Below are 18,887 nucleotides of genomic sequence, written 5' to 3'. Positions count from 1 at the left end.
GGGAAGTGGGAGCGACCACGCGGGCCGGCGAGATCGCGGTGATCCGCTGGGCCTGCTGACGCAAAGATGATCTACCGGGCTACTGACATCACGGTGCCTTGCCGAGCCCAGGGAAGTGGGAGCGACCACGCGGGCCGGCGAGGTTGGGGAGATCCGGTGGGTCTGACGAGAACGCGGGGAGAACGCGAGGCGGTGATGCGGACGCCCCCTCATGCTCCCGGTCCGCGCGGCGTCCCTCGCCGAGTGCGCCCTGGTGCTGATGGCTCCGCTGGGCGAGTGGGACTCGCCGGTGCCCGCGACGTCACGACTGTTGGCCACCGACACGGCGACCGGCCGACCGTCCCCAGCCCGCCAGGATGGTCCGGGCTCGACGGGCTGGGCGAGGTCGACGCGCCGACGCCGAACCTTCCAGGAAAGCACGGATGTCGGTTCTCGCGCCACAAGTTGTCCACAGGCTCCGGTGGGGGCCCGTGATGACGCGATCGTCGGGTGACGTCTCTGCCCCTGATCGGGTCGTCTGGCCGGATGTTATCCACAGATTCTGTTCTGGGGGGTTGGCCGGAGTGGGGGGCCGATAGACTGGAGCGGGGTCGCCCCCCGGGAGGGTGGGGGCTGCGCAGGGGAAGGGAAGACGATCTTCCCGGTCCGGTCAGCCCGGTCGATCAGCCCCCGCGAGAGTCGCACCGGTCGCGAAGGCCAAGCCGCCTGCCATCCCACCGCCGATCCCCTCGCCTCGCCAGCACCCTCCGCCCCACCGGCTGCCGTCCACCGCCGATCCCCTCGCCTCGCCAGCACCCTCCGCCCCACCGGCTGCCGTCCACCGGCCCCTCACCGCCGAGTCCCGGCACCAGCGCCCTCCCCCGGCGTCTCTCGTCCCTTCTCGTCCCGGTAGGACAAGCTCGTGAGTCGAACTGTGCGCACCGTGCCCGGCCGCACCGATCACGTCGTCGTGGTCGGCGCGGGCCTCTCTGGGTTGTCAACGGCCCTCCACCTGCTCGGCGCGGGCCGCGAGGTCACCGTGCTGGAGCGCGAGCCCCACCCGGGCGGCCGGACCGGCCGGCTGGACGTCGACGGCTTCCGCATCGACACCGGCCCGACCGTCATGACCATGCCGGAGCTGGTCGACGAAGCCCTGGCGGCCGTCGGCTCGTCGCTGGAGGAGCGGCTGGAGCTGACTCCCCTGCACCCGGCGTACCGGGCCCGGTTCGCCGACGGCAGCACGCTCGACGTGCACACCGACGCGGAGGCGATGGAGGCCGAGGTGCGGCGGGTCGCCGGCCCGGCGGAGGCGCTGGGCTACCGCCGGCTCCGCCGGTGGCTGACCGAGCTGTACCGGGCGGAGTTCGACCGGTTCATCGCCGCGAACTTCGACTCGGCCCTGGACCTCGTGCACCCGTCGCTGGCGAAGGTGGTCGCGCTCGGCGCGTTCGGCCGCCTGGACCGGGCGATCGGTCGCTTCGTCCACGACGAGCGCGTGCGCCGGGTGTTCTCGTTCCAGGCGCTCTACGCCGGGCTCTCACCGCGGAAGGCGTTGGCGGCCTACGCCGTCATCGCGTACATGGACACGATCCGCGGGGTCTTCGCGGTCCGCGGCGGGATGCGCCAGCTCCCCCAGGCGCTCGCCGACGCCGCGACCGAGGCCGGCGCGACGTTCCGGTACGACACCACCGTCACGAGCCTCGAACGCGACGGCTCCCGCGTCACCGCCGTGCGCACCGCCCACGGCGAGCGCATCCCCTGCGACGCCGTGGTCCTCACGACGGACCTGCCCGTCTCCTACCGCCTGCTCGGCCGCGCGCCGCGCCGCCCCGTGGGGCTGCGCTGGTCGCCGTCGGCGGTGGTGCTGCACCTGGCGGGCGACCGGGGGTCGGAGGACCCGGCCCACCACACGATCTCGTTTGGCGCTTCGTGGGACCGCACGTTCCACGAGATCATCCGGCAGGGCCGACCCATGACCGACCCCTCACTGCTGGTCTCCACGCCGACCAGCACCGATCCCGGTCTCGCCCCCGAGGGCCGGCACCTGCACTTCGTCCTGGCGCCCTGTCCGAACCTCCAGGCCGGCCCGCTGGACTGGTCGCGGCTCACGCCCGCCTACGTCGAGGAGATCCGGGACGTGCTGGGCCGGCGCGGTCTGCCCGCCGCCGACGGCGAGCTGCTGCACGTGTCCACTCCACTGGATTGGGCGGCGCAGGGCCACGCCGCCGGCACCCCGTTCAGCGCCGCGCACACGTTCGCCCAGACGGGCCCGTTCCGCCCGAGGAACCTGGTGCGGGGCGCGGAGAACGTCGTGCTCGCCGGCAGCGGCACCACACCCGGCGTCGGCATCCCGACCACGCTGATCTCCGGCCGGTTGGCCGCCGCGCGCCTCACCGGGCGGTGAGAGCACGGCCGGGTGATCATTCGTCGGGGGAACCTGCTATCTCTAAGTCCTCACCGGCCTTCAGCATCACCCCGGTGAGGGGGTGGAACGCTGCCCCGGACGTGACCGAGGTCACGTTGGCAACTGCCCAACGTCAGGGCGAGCCAGAACGTCAAGGTGGGCGGAGGGCAACGACAGTAAGGGGAACCCATGCTGGGGGAACGGCGCCGGGTCCGGCGTTGGGTGACGGTCGGCGTGGCCGCACTGGCCGCGTTCGCCGTGACCGCGACGCTGACCTCGTGCAGCGGCGGCAGCACGCCCAGGGCCGAGGCCCAGGGCAACGCCTCGCCGGCGAGTGTTCCGGCGAAGCCCGCCAAGGTCGGCGTGACGCCGGCCGACGGCGCGGCGGACGTCTCGCCGGTGGCTCCGGTCAAGGTGGACGTCGCGGACGGCACGATCAACGACGTCGCCCTGACCAATCCGGAGGGCAGGCAGGTCAGGGGCACGCTCTCGCCCGACAGGAAGAGCTGGACCGTCGGCGAGGAGCTGGGGTACGGCAAGACCTACACGTGGTCGGGCAGCGCGGTCGGCGCCGACGGCAACCAGGTGCCGATCACGGGCTCGTTCACCACGGTCAGGCCGGCCCGCACGATCAGCGCGAGCGTCAACGTCGGTGACCACCAGACCTACGGCATCGCGATGCCGATCATGGTGATCTTCTCCGCGCCGGTGCCGGACAAGGCGTCGGTGCAGAAGGCGATGACCGTGGAGTCCTCGGTCCCGGCCGAGGGCGCGTGGGGCTGGATGGACAACAAGACCGCGGTGTGGCGGCCGAAGGAGTACTGGAAGCCGGGCACCCAGGTCACCGCGAAGATCAAGCTCTACGGGGTCCCGCACGGGGAGGGCGCGTACGGCGCGCAGGACGTGGTCTCCACGTTCACCATCGGGCGGTCCCAGATCGTGCGCGGCAACACCTCGACGCACCGCATGGTGGTGATCCGGGACGGTCAGCAGATCGCCGACTACCCGGCGAGCTACGGCGCGGACTTCGACCCGGGCCGGGTCACCAGGAACGGCACGTACTGGGTCATGTCCCGCCAGAACACGGTGCGGATGAAGAACGACAAGTACAACTACGACGTCGTGGTCAACTGGGGCGTGCAGCTCTCCTACAACGGGGAGTACGTGCACGCCTACGACCAGTCCGCCTGGGCTCAGGGGAAGCAGAACGTCTCGCACGGCTGCGTCAACCTGACGACCGCGCGCGCCAAGGAGTACTTCGACAACGCGCTGGTCGGCGACCCGGTGGAGATCACCGGTTCGGCGATCGACATCCCCCCGACGGGCAACGACATCTGGGCGGTGCCGTGGGAGATGTGGGTGGCCAAGTCCGCCGTGTGAGCCGCGGCTGACGGGAGCGCGCGAAGCGCCAGTGGGTCCCGGACCCGCTGGCGCTTCGTCGTCTCCGCCCGTCGTCACGGTGTCCGAAGTGGACTCCGATCCGAACGCCATGCACGTGGTCCGTGGCTCAGTCGTCGTCGGTCGGGTCGGGCATGCCGCACACGGCCAGCACCCGGTCCGGATTGGTCATGTACTGGTGCGCCGTCCGCACCACCGCGCACGGCCACGGTTCGCGGATCAGCCACCAGCGTCGCCACCGGTGCCCGCAGCTCGCGCAGTGCCCCGCCGAGTCCGGCCGGTGCTCCCTGATCAGCGCCCGCGCCAGGGCGAGCAGCGTCGGCACCTCGACCGCCACCAGGCTCAACCGGGACTCGTCCGATCCCTTCCGCACGATCAGCTCCACGTTGTCCAGGTACTCGTGGAGTCGGTCCTCCAACTCGTCGAAGGCCGCCCGTACCGCCGCTGACCCCATCCCGCCCCTCCAGAGTTCGCTTCACGAAGGCGCAAGAATTTCCCGGGAATGACACCGGGTCAAGCAACACACTTTTGGGTGAAACCCCTAGCGGAACGCGCGGTGCCACCCTCTACCTTCCTCGCCGAGCACGGGAAGGGAACAATCCATGGCAGACGACAACCCCACCGTACGCGCCCGACAGGTGGGCGCGGAACTGCGCCGCCTGCGCGAGGCAGCCGGCTACACCGGAGCCGAGGTCGCGCGCTATCTCGACATGTCGCCCAGCAAACTCAGCCGGCTGGAGAACGGCAAGCGCAGCATCAAGGTGGAGGACGCGGCGGCGCTCCTCGCGCTGTACCGGGTCAACGGGCCCACGCGCAGTGACCTGCTGGAACTGTGTCGAGGTACGGGTGAGACCGGGTGGTGGCAACGCTCATCCCCCCATTCGAACGGAATATCGGCATATTCTCAGTTCGAGTCCAAGGCCACTGCCATTGCGAACTTTCAACCACAACTCGTCCCAGGTCTCCTCCAGACACCTGACTACATGCGGCTGGTCTTCTCATACGGCGATCTCTCCGATGAAGAAACGGAGCATCGCGTGGCCCACCGACTCGCGAGGAAGAGTGTCCTGAGCAAGGCAAAACCACCGCGATTCACCGCCCTGGTTGACGAGGCAGCACTGCTGCGCGTGATGGAGACGCCATCTGTAGCCGCAGAACAGCTTCAATACATCGTATTAATGGCCCAACGGCCATCAGTAACGCTGCGGGTAGCCCTCCTGACCGCAGGACATCTTCCCACCAGCAGCCCATTTGTGATCATGGACTTCGCCGACGCCCCGTCGATCGTTGTCCTTGAGGCCCCGACCACTGCCGTCTACATTGAAGATCGCCGGGAGGTACGTGAGTATCGCAAGCTTCTCCACACGATCTTGCGCCTCTCACTGAGCCACGACGAATCTGTCCGCCGGGTTGCCGAGATGGCTGAACAAGCCGAGAGGACAGGAGGATGAGATGCTCCTCTCCCACAAGAGTTTCCCGCACTGGCGGAAGAGCAGGCACAGCGCGCTGAAGGACGACTGCGTCGAGGTCGCGCCGGTGCGTGGAGACATCGCAGTGCGGGACTCGAAGAACCCGGACGGGCCGGTGCTGACCTTCTCCCCGGCGACCTGGCGAGCTTTCGTCGCCCACCTGAGCTGATCATCGCCCCGGGCATCCACCTCCGTCCACTGTGGTCCGCCACTGGCGCAGTCCCTGGTCCGGCCAGTCGGAGGCGATGCCGTTGAGCACGGACACTCACGTTCCCCCAGAAGAAGCTGATGAAGACCGCCCTTGGCCGACCAACGATGGCCCCGGCCCCTTGCCCGGCTGACAACACGTCCCGATGCGGGACTCGAAGGACCCCGACGGACCGGTGCCGACCTTCTCCCCGGCGATCTGGTGGGCCTTCGTCACGTGCCTGAGCTGACCGCCGCCCCGCACCGCCACCTCCGTCCACTGTGGTCACTCCATGGCGGGCGGTCCTCGGCGTCCGGTCTCCCGGCACGCGGGCGGCCCCGCCGCATCGCGTGGAGACGATGCGGCTGCGCGCCGAACGGACGATCACCGTGGTCTGGCCGGCGGCCTCGTTGGCCGTCCCGTGATCTACCGACACAATGGACGTGACACGCTGACGAGGATTTTCCGTCGCCGAACCCGCAGGTCAGAGCGTGTGTCGTGAACGAAAGGTGGCGTGGACACCACAAGTTGCTGGTGTACGCATTTACGAAGTCGTAACATCCGGCGGCGGGGTGCCTCCGTACCGTGTTGGGGCACCAAATCCGGCCCTGACCGAGGAGCTGATCGCGTGCCAGGACCCGTGCGGACGCTGAGCCGACGAGGGCTGCTGACCCTGCTCGCGGGGACAGCGCTCGCCGCCTGTGGCAGTCCGACCACCGCTCCGGTGAGCGCGACGAGCGCCGCCAACGCCGGGTCCCCAGGGCACGGGTACCGCCCGCTGCGTGACGACCTGATCGCGCGGTACGCGGTCGACCGGCCGAGGGCGTGGGGCACCGACATCGCCGGCGTGCTCACCCGCCTGCCGACGGACGAGAAGGTCGTCGCGCTCACCTTCAACGCGTGCGGCGGCGAGAACGACAGCGGGGTGGACCAGAAGCTGCTGGACTTCCTGAGACAGCGGCAGATCCCGGCGACGCTGTTCCTCAACGCGCGGTGGATCGACGCCAACCAGGCCGTGGCCGAGGCCCTCGCCAAGGACCCGCTGTTCGAGCTGGCCAACCACGGCAGGACCCACCGGCCGCTGTCGATCAACGGGCAGTCCGCGTTGGGCGTCCAGGGCACGCTGAGTGTGGCCGAGGTGATCGACGAGGTCGCCGGCACCCACGAGAAGCTCACCACGCTGACCGGGAAGGCCCCGCGCTTCTTCCGGTCGATGGGCGGGTACTACGACGACGTGGCCGTGCGCCTGCTCGGCGACCTCGGGGAGAAGGCGGTCAGCTTCGAGGTCAACGCCGACGAGCGGGGCGTCGCGTCGTCCGCGCAGGTGGAGCGGAACCTCAGGGCCGTCAAGGCCGGCTCGATCGTCATGGCGCGGATGGTCAACCCGGGTGGCGGCGTGCTCCCGGGCCTCACCGCCGCCCTCCCGAAGCTGACCAACGCCGGCTTCCGCTTCGTCCGCCTCTCGGACGTCGTCAAGGGCTAGGCCGACGCGCCGGCGGCGACCGCGCCCAACGGAGGTCCGACCGCGGCCGAGCAACGGCCAGGCGAGGTCGGCCAGTCCACGGCGCACCGCCCCGGTGCGACCCGGGTACCACGTTCCGTGGCGTCCGCCGGGTACGAATGGCTCGTCGTGGGTACCTCAGAACCGTGCGCCCACCGCTGTGGGTGACTCCGTGTGGCCGGCACCCGGAGCGGCGGCGCATGCTGGGGCCGGCTGTTCGGTTCCCGGCTTCCCCCTGGCGGGACGAACGCCGTGGGAACCGCCTCGACCGGCTTCCCGCACGGCCGACCGACCGGGTCGGCCGGCGCGAGTCGCAGGCGCCGCGCCCGGCGCGGGCCGGCGCCGGAACAAGGAGGTACCCGTGACCAGTCGCCAGAACCTCAAGGCCCGCGACATCATGCACGGCGAGGCCCACTGCATCGGCGAGAACCAGTCCCTGTACGACGCCGCGCGGATGATGCGCGACCTCGACGTCGGCGCGCTGCCGATCTGCGGCGAGGACCAGCGGCTCAAGGGCGTGATCACCGACCGCGACATCGTCGTGCGGTGCTGCGCCGAGGGACACGACCTGCGGACCACCAAGGCCGGCGACTACGCCGGCAGGCTGCACTGGGTCAGCGCCGACGCGGACCTGCGCGAGGTCCTCGACATGATGGAACGTGAGCAGATCAAGCGGCTGCCCGTGATCGACGTGGAGGGGGGCCACCGGCTGATCGGCATGATCAGCGAGGCCGACCTGGCCCGCAACATCACCGACGACCAGCTCGCCGAGTTCGTGTCGAAGGTCTTCACCCCGCACTGACCCCGCCCGAACCACCGCCGCGCCGGCAGCCCAGCGCCGGATGCACGGTGGATGGTGCTCTCCTGACGTGCCCCGGCAGGAGAGCACCGTCCAACGCCCACCCGGCTGTCGCCCAGGGCAGCGCGAGATCGACCACCACATCGAGCACCACATCGACCACCCCACCGTCCGACCAGGTCAACCGCGCGTGTGACGTGCGTCATTCGCGGGGCGGGACAAGGGTCCTGGTCACACCCGCGGGACACGGCGGCGTTGCCCGTCAACGCGCGCGGGCGTTGTGGGACCATGGTCGACGCGATGCCCGCGATCCCGTCACTGCCCCGCCCAGGCACCGACTCCGGCGCCAGCCGGACTCCGGTGGCGAACGCGCCTGCCCGCAAGAACCCGTGCGCCGAGCCGTCCCTGCGGCCGGCCCCGACGGGCGGCGCCAGGGCGGAGCCCTGGACCACCGAGCCCAGGACCGGCGAGCCGAGGGTCGCGGACCCCAGGGCGACGACGGCGGGGCCGCCTCCGGCCGACGCCCCGACCGTTCCAAGGATCGCGCGGACGCCGGAGCCCGAGACCCGGCCCCCACTCGCCTGGCGACGGCCGGTCATGCAGATCCGCACCCTGCTGCTCGGCCTGCTCGGCACGGCCCTGCTCGCGTTGGGCGGGATCGGCGCGGGCGGCACCCTCGTCCGCGACCCCCTGATCGTCGACAGCGCGCTGTCGTGGGTGCGGTACGGGCACGGGCGCGACCTGGCGACCGGCGTGGTCTACGTCGGCGTGGCGTTCCTCGTCTGGGCCTGGGTCCGGCTGGGCCGCGAGGTCCGCGCCGAGCGGACCAACGCGCACGGCGTGCTCACCACGGTCGCGGCGTGGGTGGCGCCGTTGGTCATCGCGCCACCCCTGTTCAGCCGCGACGTCTACAGCTACCTCGCGCAGGGCAACCTCGCGTTGCACGGCTTCGACCCGTACGAGGTCGGGCCGTCGGTCCTGCCCGGCCCGCTGACGGACAACGTGAGCTGGCTGTGGCAGAACACGATCGCGCCCTACGGGCCGCTGTTCGTGCTCGCCGCCAAGGGCGTCGTGGCCGTCACCGGGAACAGCGTGATCGCCGGCGTGCTCGTCATGCGGCTGCTCATGCTGACCGGCCTGGCGATGCTGTGCTGGGCGCTGCCCGGCCTGGTCCGCCACCTGGGCGGGCGCACCTCGGTGGCCCTGTGGCTGGCGGTGGCCAACCCGCTGGCCCTGGTCCACCTGGTGGCGGGGGCACACAACGACCAGCTCATGATCGGCCTGCTCGCGCTCGGCACGGTGTTCGTGCTCGACCGGCGGCACGTGGCCGGCATCGCCCTGATCACCCTCGCCGCGGCGGTCAAGGCGACCGCGGTGGTCGTCCTGCCGTTCCTGGTGTGGGTGTGGGCCTCCCGGCTGACCGGCTCGCCCTGGTCCCGGTTCGCGCGCGCCGCGGGGACCGGGCTCGCGGTGTTCGTCGGGCTGTTCACCACGTGCACCGTGCTCGCCGGGGTGGACCTCGGCTGGATCAGCGGGCTCAAGACCTCCGCCGCCATCGTGAACTGGCTGTCACTGCCGACCGGCCTCGGCATGCTGGCCCACTCCTTCGTCGGGTTGTTCGTCGACGTCGGCTACGACCCGTTCATCTACACCGGCCGGGCCCTGGGCACGCTGCTGCTCGCCTACATCGGCATCCGGCAGTGGTGGGCCGCCCGCGACGGCGACCCCCGCGAGGCGGTCCGCAGGGCCTCGATCGTGCTGGTGGCCGTCGCCGTGCTCGCCCACGCCACGCTGCCCTGGTACTTCACCTGGGCGTTGGCGCTGGCCGCCGGCCTCACCTGGCGGCTGTCGGCGATGGTGCCGGTGGTCGGCGGGTCGGTGTGGCTGCTGCTGGTGACCTACCCGTCGGGCAACAGCGCCCTGGAGTCGTGGGGCTTCCTGGGCGGAGCGCTGCTCGTCTCCGCGCTGGCCAGCGTCTCGCTGGTGCGGCACGACCCGTTGGGACTGTCCAGCCGGTCGGGCAGGGCGCGGGCGTAGACACTGTGCGGGAATGTCCCGGATGAGCGCGGCGGAACTCGACGCGGCCGGCATCACCGAGCCGCGGCTGCGCGCCGCCTACGCGCGGTGCCGGCGGCTCAACGCCCACCACGGCCGCACGTTCTTCCTGGCCACGCGGCTGCTGCCACCGGCGCGCCGCCCCTCCGTGCACGCGCTGTACGGGTTCGCGCGCTGGGCGGACGAGATCGTCGACGACCTGGCCGACGGGCGCGGCGTCGCGGAGCGGGCCGCCGCGCTGGACCACCTCGCGGCCGACCTGGCCGTGACGCTGGCCGGCGGCCGGCCGGGTCGTGGGCGGCGGGCCCCGGTGCTGGTCGCGCTCGCCGACACCGTGCGCCGGCACGGGATCGACCCCGCGTTGTTCGACGACTTCCTCCGCTCGATGCGGATGGACCTCACCACGACGGAGTACCGCACGTGGGACGAGCTGGCGGGGTACGTGCGCGGCTCGGCGGACGTGATCGGCCTCCAGCTCCTGCCGGTGTTCGGCACGGTGGTCCCCCGAGCGGAGGCCGAGCCCTACGCGGCCGCCGTGGGCACCGCGTTCCAGCTCACCAACTTCCTCAGGGACGTCGGCGAGGACCTCGACCGGGGGCGGCTGTACCTGCCCACCGAGGAGCTGGCCGCCTTCGGGGTGGACCGCGAGCTGCTGACCTGGTGCCGGGCGGGCGGCCGGACCGACCCCCGGGTCCGCCGGGCGCTGGCCTACCTCGTGGCCTACACCCGTTCCGTCTACCGGGGGGCCGAGGCGGGGGTGGCGATGCTGGCCCCGGCGGCCCGGCCGTGCGTACGCACCGCCCTCACCCTCTACCGGGGCATCCTCGACGAGATCGTCGCCGCCGACTACGCGGTGCTGGGGCGGCGGATGGTGGTGCCGACGTCGCGGCGCCTGCGGGTCGCGCTGCCGGCGTTCGGCCAGGTCCTGCTCACCCGCGTCGTGCGCCCGGCGGACCGGGCGCACGACGCGGAACCTGACCTGACGTCCTGCGGGAAACCTGCCTAGAAGCCCATCGCCTGGGCGCGCCGCTTGACCTCGCGCCCCCGGTCCGAGCGCAACGCGGCGATCGGCGTGCCCGGCAGCGTCGGGTCGTCGCCGAACAGCCACCGCAGGATCTCGTCCTCGCGGTAGCCGGCGTCGCGCAACAACGTGATCGTTCCGGCGAGGCCCTTCACCACGCCCTCGGGGCCGAGGAAGTCCTCGGGGACCACCAACACGTCGTCGCGGCGGAACGCCAGGAGATGACCGTCACGGACCAACTGGTGCACCCGGGTGATCGAGAGACCGAGCCGCTCGGCGACGTCGGGCAGCGGGAGCACCGCCACCTCGGGGCCAAGGACATCCGGGGCGACAGGGATCGCACTCACAGCGTCACGATGCCATAACCAGGCCCCGAACGCCGTGCACCGACTGGTTGACGTGCACGTGCGGAGGACCACTGCGGCGCGCTCCCCGCCGCACCCCGTTCCCGGGGTGTGACAGGCTGTCGTCCACGGCGGGCGCGTGAACTGTTCCCGCTGGTCAGCGCGGTGCTCTCCGGGCCGGCGGCCGGCGGGGGCGCGGCAGGCCGAGCCGGTCGCGCCGCGGCGGGAACCGGGCGGCCCCGGCCGCCATCCAAGATCCACAAGATCGGTCACGGGGCCGACGACCGGACACGGCCCTGGTCCCGCCCGTCCGTACCATCGTGCCCTGTGGACCGCCGGGGGGTTGAGTTGATCGGGACGGTGCTGGAGCACCGCTACCGCGTTGACGGGCTGCTCGCCCGGGGTGGCATGTCCGTCGTCTACCGCGGCCTGGACACCCGCCTCGACCGCCCGGTCGCCATCAAGGTGATGGACGACCGGTTCTCCGGCGACCGCAAGTTCACCGAGCGCTTCGAACGCGAGGCCCGCGCCGCCGCCCGGCTGCACCACCCCGGCATCGTGGCCGTGCACGACCAGGGCGTGGACCGACGGCCCGACGGGGACCGCGTGTTCCTCGTCATGGAGCTGGTCGAGGGCGGGACCCTGCGCGACCTGCTGCGGGAGCGCGGCGCGTTGCCGGTCCCCGTCGCGTTGAGCGTGCTGGACCCGGTGCTGTCCGCGTTGGCCGCCGCGCACAGCGCCGGCCTGGTCCACCGGGACGTCAAGCCGGAGAACGTGCTGATCGGGCGCGGCGGCGTGGTCAAGGTCGCCGACTTCGGGCTGGTGCGGGCCGTGGCCGAGGCCGGGACGACCAGCGCGAGCGTGATCCTCGGGACCGTCGCCTACCTGGCCCCCGAGCAGGTCGCCACGGGCGCGGCCGACGCCCGCAGCGACGTCTACTCCGCCGGCCTCGTGCTGTACGAGATGCTCACCGGCGTCCCGCCCTACACCGGGGACACCGCCCTGTCGGTGGCCTACCGGCACGTCAACGACGACGTGCCGCCGCCGAGCGCGTCCACGCCGGGCATCCCGCCCGCGCTGGACGAGCTGGTCGTGCAGGCGACCCGGCGTGACCCGGCGGCGCGACCGCAGGACGCGGCGGCGTTCCTGCTCGCGCTCCAGCGGGTGCGGGCGACCGTCGGCGTCGACCGCGTTCCGGTGCCGACGCCGGCGCCCGTCGCGGCCGTCGCGGCCGCGTCGCCCGGCGGTCATCCCAGCGCTCCCGGCGCGCCGGCCGACGACGACCCGCCCACCCAGCGCATCCCGGCGGTCAGGGACGACTCCGCCGACCCCGCCGACTCCGGCCCCACGCAACGCCTGGCGCCCACCGCGATGGCGACGATGGCCTACCCCGCGCCCCCGTCGCTCCCGGTCGGCCCCCAACACGGCCACCACCCCAGCGGACCCCAACCCCTCGGCCCGCAGGGCACCCGGGCGATGTCCCGCGCCGACCTCGCTCCCTCGGCCACTCCGCCGGGCGGGACCCCGACTCCGCCGGGCGGGACGGCCGGCCAACCCGGGGCGGGCGAGGCGACGAAGTCCGGCCGGTCCGGCGGCGCCAGACGGGCCGGGGCCAGCGCCGCCGCGCGGCTCAGGCCGAGCCGTCGCGTGTTCGTCCTGTGGATCGCCGTCGTGCTCGTGGTGGCCTCGGTCATCGGCGGCGTCGCCTGGTGGCTGGGCAGCGGACGCTGGGCCACCGTGCCCAAGGTCGCCAACTTCGAGCGCGCGACCGCCGAGAACGTGCTCCGCAACGCCGACCTGGTCCCCCGGTTCCAGGAGGAGCACGACGACGCCGTCGAGCAGGGCAAGGTCGTGCGCACCGACCCGAACACCGGCGTCGAGGTGCTCCGGGGCACCGAGGTGACGGTCGTCGTGTCCAAGGGCCGGCCGAAGGTGCCCTCGGTGGCCGCCGGCACGGCGCTCCAGGACGCCGAGGCCGCCATCCGGGACGCGAAGCTGACTCCGCGCACCGACAAGAACCGCGACGAATACCACGAGTCGGTGCCCGAGGGCCGCGTGGTGCGGCTCGACCCCGAGGCTGGGACCCCGGCCCCGGTCGGCACCGAGGTGACGATCATCCTCAGCAAGGGTGCCAAGCCCCTGCCCGTGCCGGACGTGCGCGGCATGAGCAAGGACGAGGCGTTCGCGGCGCTGCGCAAGGAGGGCTTCGAGCCCTACGACGCGGGCGCCGAGTTCTCCGAGCAGCACGACGCCGGCAAGGTCGTCACCACCAAGCCGGGGCCGGGCGAGACACTGTCCTCCGGGCAGAGCAAGCGGGTGGGTGTCGTCGTGTCCAACGCCGTCACGGTTCCCCGGTTCGCCGGCTCGTCGCTCCAGGACGCGAAGAAGGCGGCGGACGACCTGAAGCTGAAGCTTCGGGCGAAGGGGCTGCGCCCCGACAAGCACAGCCTCGTCCTCGGCCAGTCCGTCGCCCCGGGCACCAAGGTCAAGGCGGGGACCGAGGTGGAGGTCGAGACCTTCCCCTGATCCGGGGACCACGGCCGCACTCCGTCCGTGTCCTGTGGCGTTCACAGCGCGCCGAGCACCCTGCCATCACGATGTCCGCGACGGCGGGCCGGATCCGATCTCATCGCTCAGCCGGCCCTGCCAGGCGGCGTGGTAGCAGTTGGTGCGAGCAGCCATCCAACGGCGGTGGACACGCCGATCGCGACGAGACAACCAGCCGACAACACCAACCATGGCTCAAGGACGAGGGATATCCCCATCGCCTGGACCTGGGCGGGAGCGATGAGCCCCACCGCAACCAGCCCCACCGCCGAGCCCATGGTGGACGTGACGGCTGCCAGGCTCGCGGAGAGGTTCCGCCGGAAACGCGGGGCGGCGCCCAGGCCGGCGAGCGTCGCCCACTCCGGGCGGAGCTCCCCGTTCCCCAGCGCGGTGGCGATGACCGCGATCAGCAGAATGAGCCCGAGCACGACGAGCGCCGCCACCAGGTAGATGGTTCCGATGGCCTTGACCGCTGGCGGCCCCCGGTCAACGTAGACGTAGCCACCGTCGGCGACGGACGACTTCACCAGGGCTGTTGCCCTGTCCTGAGCCTCCTCCGAGGGAACCAGCGGGTCGCCGTCACGCTCCTGCGGAGGGAAGTACCACATGACCTGGTCACTGGGAGCGAGTCCGGCGGCCTTGGCCCCGTCCGGGGAGAAGTAGGCGTTGGGCATCTCGGAGCCGGTGAAGAAGCCGATACCCGGGGTCACGATCCCCGGGAACGTCCGGGAGGTCGTCACCCCGCGCGCGAACTCCCGCACCATTCCGTCGACCAGGAGGTCCTCGCTCAGGACGATGGCGGCGCCGCCGTCCCAGGCGCGCTGTTCCGACTCGGACAGCGAACGCCCCAGGATGGTCCTCATCCCCTCACCCGACACGATGCCGGCCTTGTGCGGCATGGCGGGGAAGTCGCTCCCCTGCACGCACCTGTCGCCCCGCCCGGGTCGTGGCCCGTGCTGACGGAGACATCGGAAACTCTGTGAGTCCAGGTCGATCGGGCCGGCCTGGGGGAGGGACGCGTACGTGATCTGGAACCCGGGCCGCGAGCCGAGGGTGGCGGACACCTCGTCCACCAGTTTCTCGGGAAGGGCTGAGTAGGCGTTGAGCATCGCCCCACCCCTGGGCAGCACCGGACGGGCGTCCTCGGCCATCTTCGCCGTCAGTCCGCCCAGTCCCGTCAACACGATCCCGGCCACCAGCACCACACTGCCCAGGGTGGCGGTGAGCGCGGCGCTTCGGCCCGGAGTGAGGATGGCCGACCGCACCGCCAGTCGAACCGCCAACCCAGCCCTGCTCGCCCTTCGCGCCAGCCAGGGTGTGACGGACATGCAACCGGCGGCCATCGCGGCGACGGCGGTCAGGCCCGCCACCACGACGAGCACCTCGGTTCGGGCGAGGAACAGCAGGACGATGCTCATGGCCAACGCGATGGCGCATCCCAGTGCCCAACGCAGCGCCCGATAGCCAGCCCGCGGGTCCGCGGCCGGTGGACGTGGACGCAGAGCCGCCAACACCGACAGGCCAGCGGTCCTCCGTCCGGCGACCCGGGCCGAAAGAACAGCCGACAGCACCCCCATGCCAGCGATCGACGACAGCAGGACGACGCTTGGCCGGGCCGGTCCCCACAACTGGTAGAACCAGCCGGACACCGGTGACGTGAGCACCGCGGCCGTGCCGAGGCCGAGGATGGTCCCGACGACGGCGGCGGCCAGGCCGACGAGCACTCCGTGCCAGGTCAACACCCGCCTTCCCTGGTGGGGCTCCGCACCGACCGCACCGAGCAGCCCCAGGTCACGGCGGGCGTCAGCAGCGATCACCGCGAACCCCGCCCCGGCCAGCAGGGCCACGAATCCCAGGGCGAGGGCGAGCAGACCGAACAACATGCCGTTGATCTCGGTCTGCACGATGTCGTCGGACTCGCCAGCGGCCTGCCGGGACGTGATCCGCCACCCCTGGTCCACCGGCCAACGACCCTCGGCTCCCACCCCTGGAGGCAACAACCAGGACATCCAGGGCTGCGCGGTCGTCGACGCGGTGGCGGCGCGAACAACGTCGTCCAACGGTGACACGGCCCAAAGCCGTTGCGTATTGGTCGGGTCCACGATGGTTCCCACCACCGTGACCTCCCCCGAGGAGCCCAGACGGACCGGCCGGCCCACCTCCGCCCGCAACCGCTCCACCGCGGCCACCGACAACGCGATCTGACCGGACTGGGTCGGGAGACTCCCCTCCACCAAGGGAAAGCGTCCGTCGTGCAGTGACGAGGCGGGCTCCTCCAGGCCGTACGTGGTGGCCGTGATGAGCCGGTCGCCGCTCGCCACGTCCAGCGTGGCCCGCAGTTCCGGATGTGGCTGGGCATTCGGGCCACCGTGCTGCCGGATGAGTTCGCCACCCCGTGCGGCCGACTCCTTCGTGGCGGTCTCGGACACACCGGGAATCGCGACACGTGTCGCGGCCATGCCCATGGCGAGCTGCCGTCGCTCCTCGGGAGCGATGCTCGATGTGGAGACCAGAACGCTCACCGCGCTGGACAGGGTCAGAGGAAGCGCGATCAACAGGACGAGCAACAGCGAGCGCGTCCGGTTGGCCGCCAAGCTCCGCCACGCCAACCGCGCGGCGAGCGCCGTGTTCCGCAGCTTGATCACCGTCGCGCCTCACCGACAGCAGCCGCTCGTCCCTCGGTCAGCACGCCATCCAACATCTGGACGACTCTGTGCGCGGCCGCGGCGACCTCAGGGTCGTGGGTGGCCACCAGGCATGCCCCACCTGCCGCCACGATCTCACCCAGAAGCCCCAACACGCTCCGGGTGTTGGCAGAGTCCAGGGCTCCCGTGGGTTCATCGGCCAGCACGAGCCGAGGAGAACCCGTCAGCGCACGAGCGATCGCCACGCGCTGTTGCTGTCCTCCAGACAGCTCACCGGGATACCGCTCGGCCACATCGTCCAGGCCAACGGATCGCAGGGCCGCCAGAGCCCGTTGCCTGGCCCGCTTCCGGGGCATTCCATCCAGCTCGTCCACCAGCATCACGTTCTCGACCGCGGTGAGCGTGCGCATGAGGTTGAAATCCTGGAAAACGAACCCCAGCGATCGTCGCCGATGTTCGTGGAACCGGGCTCCCGCGAGGTCGTAGAGGGAGACTCCTCCCACCGTCACGGTGCCCGAGTCCGGCCGGAGCAGACCACCGGAGACGCTCAACAGCGTGGATTTGCCGCACCCGCTCGGGCCCATGAGCGCCACGAGTTCGCCGGGCATGACGGACAACGAGACCTGGTGGACGGCGTGCACCTCGACCGAGCCCGAGGCGTAGGTCTTTCCCACGGAGTCGAGCTTGAGCAGCGGGGACCCGGAACCAGAAATCATCGACTCTCTCACAGGGAAGTGGAACAGAACATGCGGGGACGATCGAGGGACGGCCGTCATGCTTCACTCACCGACGGCGGCCCACCCGAAAACGAGACGTCGTCCGGCGGGCAGCCTAGGGGAGCACCACTAGTTGATCAAGACGTCGGACGGGGGAATATCTGTCTTGTCCTGACGATGTTCAGGCCCCTGACGCCGTGGTCTTACCCAACACCAACAGCCCCCGGAGGCGAGCGAAACTTGGCCATTTCTTCAGCGACCAGGGTTCGCTGACGACTCGTTCGCTGGTTGGCGGACACCTCGCCATGGACGCGAGTTGTTGTCGGTCGTGCCAATCCAGTGCGTCTCCCCACGGCGACGCCCTCCAGTAACCCACCACCCAGGGCAGCAGCAGTTCCCGCCACCGACCACGCCAAGCACTTCCCCGGATCGAGTCCACCTTCAGCTCCAGGTACCCGTCGTCGGCATTCCGCTCGTTGACCAGGTATTACCAAGGATCGCGAAGGAGCCGCTCCGGTTCCCACGCCACCGAAAACGCGAGATGTTCGTCGCTCTCGTCGTCCGAGCGGCGGGATGGTCCCACGCCCACGACCTTCAGCCCCACGGCGCGTCCCTCAACTGGCCTCATCTCCAGTCCAATGGACATGGTCACCCACCGACGTCAACTTCCAGTCCGTTCGGCTAGGAATTCCGTCATCCTCAGCTCAAGCATGCGCGTCTCGTCGTCGGTAAGACCGGGACCGCCAAAGGGAGGCCAACCGCAGATGAAGTATCCCCTGCCCCAGGTCGACACCAGGCTGGCGCCGTAGTCCTTCACCAGGGAGTCGACGAACTCGCTCCTCCCTCCCACGAGCCTCTGGGAGACGTAGAACTCCCCCCGAACATGCTCAACCCCCTTCCGAAATTCAGACGGAGGCGGCAACGTCTCCTCAACGGCGAGGTGGCCGTAGAGCGGGTCCAAACTGTCACAGACGAGCCGCAACGTTCTTCGCGCCCATCTCCCAAGCGAACGAGCCCGGCGGCCCTCCTCGTCCGTCCACAAATATGACGGAACCCCGAGCGCGTCAGCGGACAACACCAGCGAGACAGGATGGCTCTCATCTCGCCCCGCGCGCTCGTAACCGAGGACGACCACACCGTGCTCCTCATCCAGGAGTCGCACACGGACCACCCGGGGACCATCGAGTTCGAAGATTCCAGAGGCGGCCGGATCCTCGTCGAGGTCGACCACGCGGATCGAGTCCGCCAGATCAGATATCGCCTCGAACCGTGCTCCCTCCGGAGCAAGGACGAGACACGTATCCGTCATCCGGTTCGCCTTGTGGAGCACCTCGTACACACCCCGCAACGCCTGATCCTCCTCCGAGGAGGGGTATACGGCGATCGAGAGGTGGGGTGCCTCCGGGGCGAAGTTCTCCATCATCATTTACCAAGAATCCTCAGCATCGCGGGGACCTGTCCACCGACTTCGACTGCCCGCCTTCATCAGGACGACAGGCGCCGGCACCGCCGCCGGAGTGAACGGGACAAGCCGCCATCTCCGACATCACCCCACCGGGAACACAACGTCTCACGTCGCCTCCCACGCTCGCCGCCTTACCACCTTCACTCGCGACCTCACCGGCGGCCACTCCGATCGGCAGACGCTCTCCCCACCTGGCCGATAGCTGACCAGATCAATCAGGGCTGCCACCCCGGGCAGGCCGGGAGGCGTCGCGAACATGCCAAAAGGAACGTGACGCTCGATCTCGACTTCCACTGCCGACCCCACCGGGAAGAGCCTCTTCGCCCGGTCCCACTCCTCATCACCGGTCACGACGCG

Annotated in this window: 16 protein-coding genes; 11 read left to right on the top strand and 5 right to left on the bottom strand. The window is 70.9% G+C overall.

Features of this window, described 5'->3' with window-relative positions; translation table 11 throughout:
- The first annotated feature begins 913 nt into the window (after positions 1–913).
- Together crtI and LX15_RS02075 are read left to right on the top strand one after the other, a co-directional pair.
- Complete coding sequence (gene crtI, locus LX15_RS02080; RefSeq protein ID WP_253667988.1) at positions 914–2,383, top strand: phytoene desaturase family protein; 1,470 nt, start codon at positions 914–916, stop codon at positions 2,381–2,383.
- 189 nt (positions 2,384–2,572) lie between these two features.
- Complete coding sequence (locus LX15_RS02075; RefSeq protein ID WP_253667722.1) at positions 2,573–3,763, top strand: L,D-transpeptidase; 1,191 nt, start codon at positions 2,573–2,575, stop codon at positions 3,761–3,763.
- A gap of 127 nt (positions 3,764–3,890) precedes the next feature.
- Here the strand turns inward: LX15_RS02075 and LX15_RS02070 are convergent, their stop codons facing one another.
- Positions 3,891–4,235, bottom strand: a complete 345-nt coding sequence (locus LX15_RS02070; protein ID WP_253667721.1) for a hypothetical protein — start codon at positions 4,233–4,235, stop codon at positions 3,891–3,893.
- 148 nt (positions 4,236–4,383) lie between these two features.
- On the opposite strand from LX15_RS02070, the gene LX15_RS02065 reads away from it, so the two are divergent.
- The 8 genes from LX15_RS02065 to LX15_RS02035 all read left to right on the top strand — a co-directional run bounded on the left by LX15_RS02065 (position 4,384) and on the right by LX15_RS02035 (position 10,798).
- Complete coding sequence (locus LX15_RS02065) at positions 4,384–5,232, top strand: helix-turn-helix domain-containing protein (RefSeq protein ID WP_253667720.1); 849 nt, start codon at positions 4,384–4,386, stop codon at positions 5,230–5,232.
- 1 nt (position 5,233) lies between these two features.
- The gene (locus LX15_RS02060) at positions 5,234–5,419 is read left to right on the top strand and encodes a DUF397 domain-containing protein (RefSeq protein WP_253667719.1); all 186 of its coding nucleotides are present in this window, start codon (positions 5,234–5,236) and stop codon (positions 5,417–5,419) included.
- 184 nt (positions 5,420–5,603) lie between these two features.
- A complete protein-coding gene (locus LX15_RS33420) occupies positions 5,604–5,687 on the top strand; it encodes a DUF397 domain-containing protein (RefSeq protein ID WP_372502209.1) in 84 nt (27 codons plus the stop codon).
- A 31-nt stretch (positions 5,688–5,718) separates the two neighbouring features.
- Positions 5,719–5,862, top strand: coding sequence for a hypothetical protein (locus LX15_RS02055; protein WP_253667718.1), 144 nt, complete (start codon positions 5,719–5,721; stop codon positions 5,860–5,862).
- Positions 5,863–6,065: 203 nt separating this feature from the next.
- Complete coding sequence (locus tag LX15_RS02050) at positions 6,066–6,920, top strand: polysaccharide deacetylase family protein (RefSeq protein ID WP_253667717.1); 855 nt, start codon at positions 6,066–6,068, stop codon at positions 6,918–6,920.
- Positions 6,921–7,299: 379 nt separating this feature from the next.
- Entirely contained in the window at positions 7,300–7,740 is a 441-nt protein-coding gene (locus LX15_RS02045; RefSeq protein ID WP_372502124.1) for a CBS domain-containing protein, read from the top strand.
- 297 nt (positions 7,741–8,037) lie between these two features.
- Positions 8,038–9,774, top strand: coding sequence for a polyprenol phosphomannose-dependent alpha 1,6 mannosyltransferase MptB (gene mptB / locus LX15_RS02040; protein ID WP_253667716.1), 1,737 nt, complete (start codon positions 8,038–8,040; stop codon positions 9,772–9,774).
- Positions 9,775–9,787: 13 nt separating this feature from the next.
- Positions 9,788–10,798: a phytoene/squalene synthase family protein gene (locus LX15_RS02035; protein WP_253667715.1), complete on the top strand. Its 1,011-nt coding sequence runs from the start codon at positions 9,788–9,790 to the stop codon at positions 10,796–10,798.
- On the opposite strand, the gene LX15_RS02030 is transcribed toward LX15_RS02035, so the two are convergent.
- A complete protein-coding gene (locus LX15_RS02030; protein WP_253667714.1) occupies positions 10,795–11,160 on the bottom strand; it encodes an Rv2175c family DNA-binding protein in 366 nt (121 codons plus the stop codon). The genes LX15_RS02035 and LX15_RS02030 overlap by 4 nt on opposite strands.
- Positions 11,161–11,484: 324 nt before the next feature.
- On the opposite strand from LX15_RS02030, the gene LX15_RS02025 reads away from it, so the two are divergent.
- Positions 11,485–13,683: a Stk1 family PASTA domain-containing Ser/Thr kinase gene (locus LX15_RS02025; protein ID WP_253667713.1), complete on the top strand. Its 2,199-nt coding sequence runs from the start codon at positions 11,485–11,487 to the stop codon at positions 13,681–13,683.
- Between the two features lie 107 nt (positions 13,684–13,790).
- Here LX15_RS02025 and LX15_RS02020 read toward each other — a convergent pair whose 3' ends face one another.
- From LX15_RS02020 to LX15_RS02010, 3 genes are all read right to left on the bottom strand, one after another.
- Positions 13,791–16,349, bottom strand: a complete 2,559-nt coding sequence (locus LX15_RS02020) for an ABC transporter permease family protein (RefSeq protein ID WP_253667712.1) — start codon at positions 16,347–16,349, stop codon at positions 13,791–13,793.
- Entirely contained in the window at positions 16,346–17,023 is a 678-nt protein-coding gene (locus tag LX15_RS02015) for an ABC transporter ATP-binding protein (protein ID WP_253667711.1), read from the bottom strand. The genes LX15_RS02020 and LX15_RS02015 overlap by 4 nt, the downstream gene beginning before the upstream one ends.
- Before the next feature lie 703 nt (positions 17,024–17,726).
- On the bottom strand, positions 17,727–18,491 hold the full coding sequence (locus tag LX15_RS02010; RefSeq protein WP_253667710.1) for a hypothetical protein: 765 nt from the start codon (positions 18,489–18,491) through the stop codon (positions 17,727–17,729).
- Between the last annotated feature and the right edge of the window lie 396 nt (positions 18,492–18,887).

The organism is Streptoalloteichus tenebrarius (assembly GCF_024171885.1).
Classification (GTDB): domain Bacteria; phylum Actinomycetota; class Actinomycetes; order Mycobacteriales; family Pseudonocardiaceae; genus Streptoalloteichus; species Streptoalloteichus tenebrarius.
The sequence above is the reverse complement of the archived record's forward strand: the minus strand, read 5'-3'. Positions and strand labels throughout refer to the sequence as shown.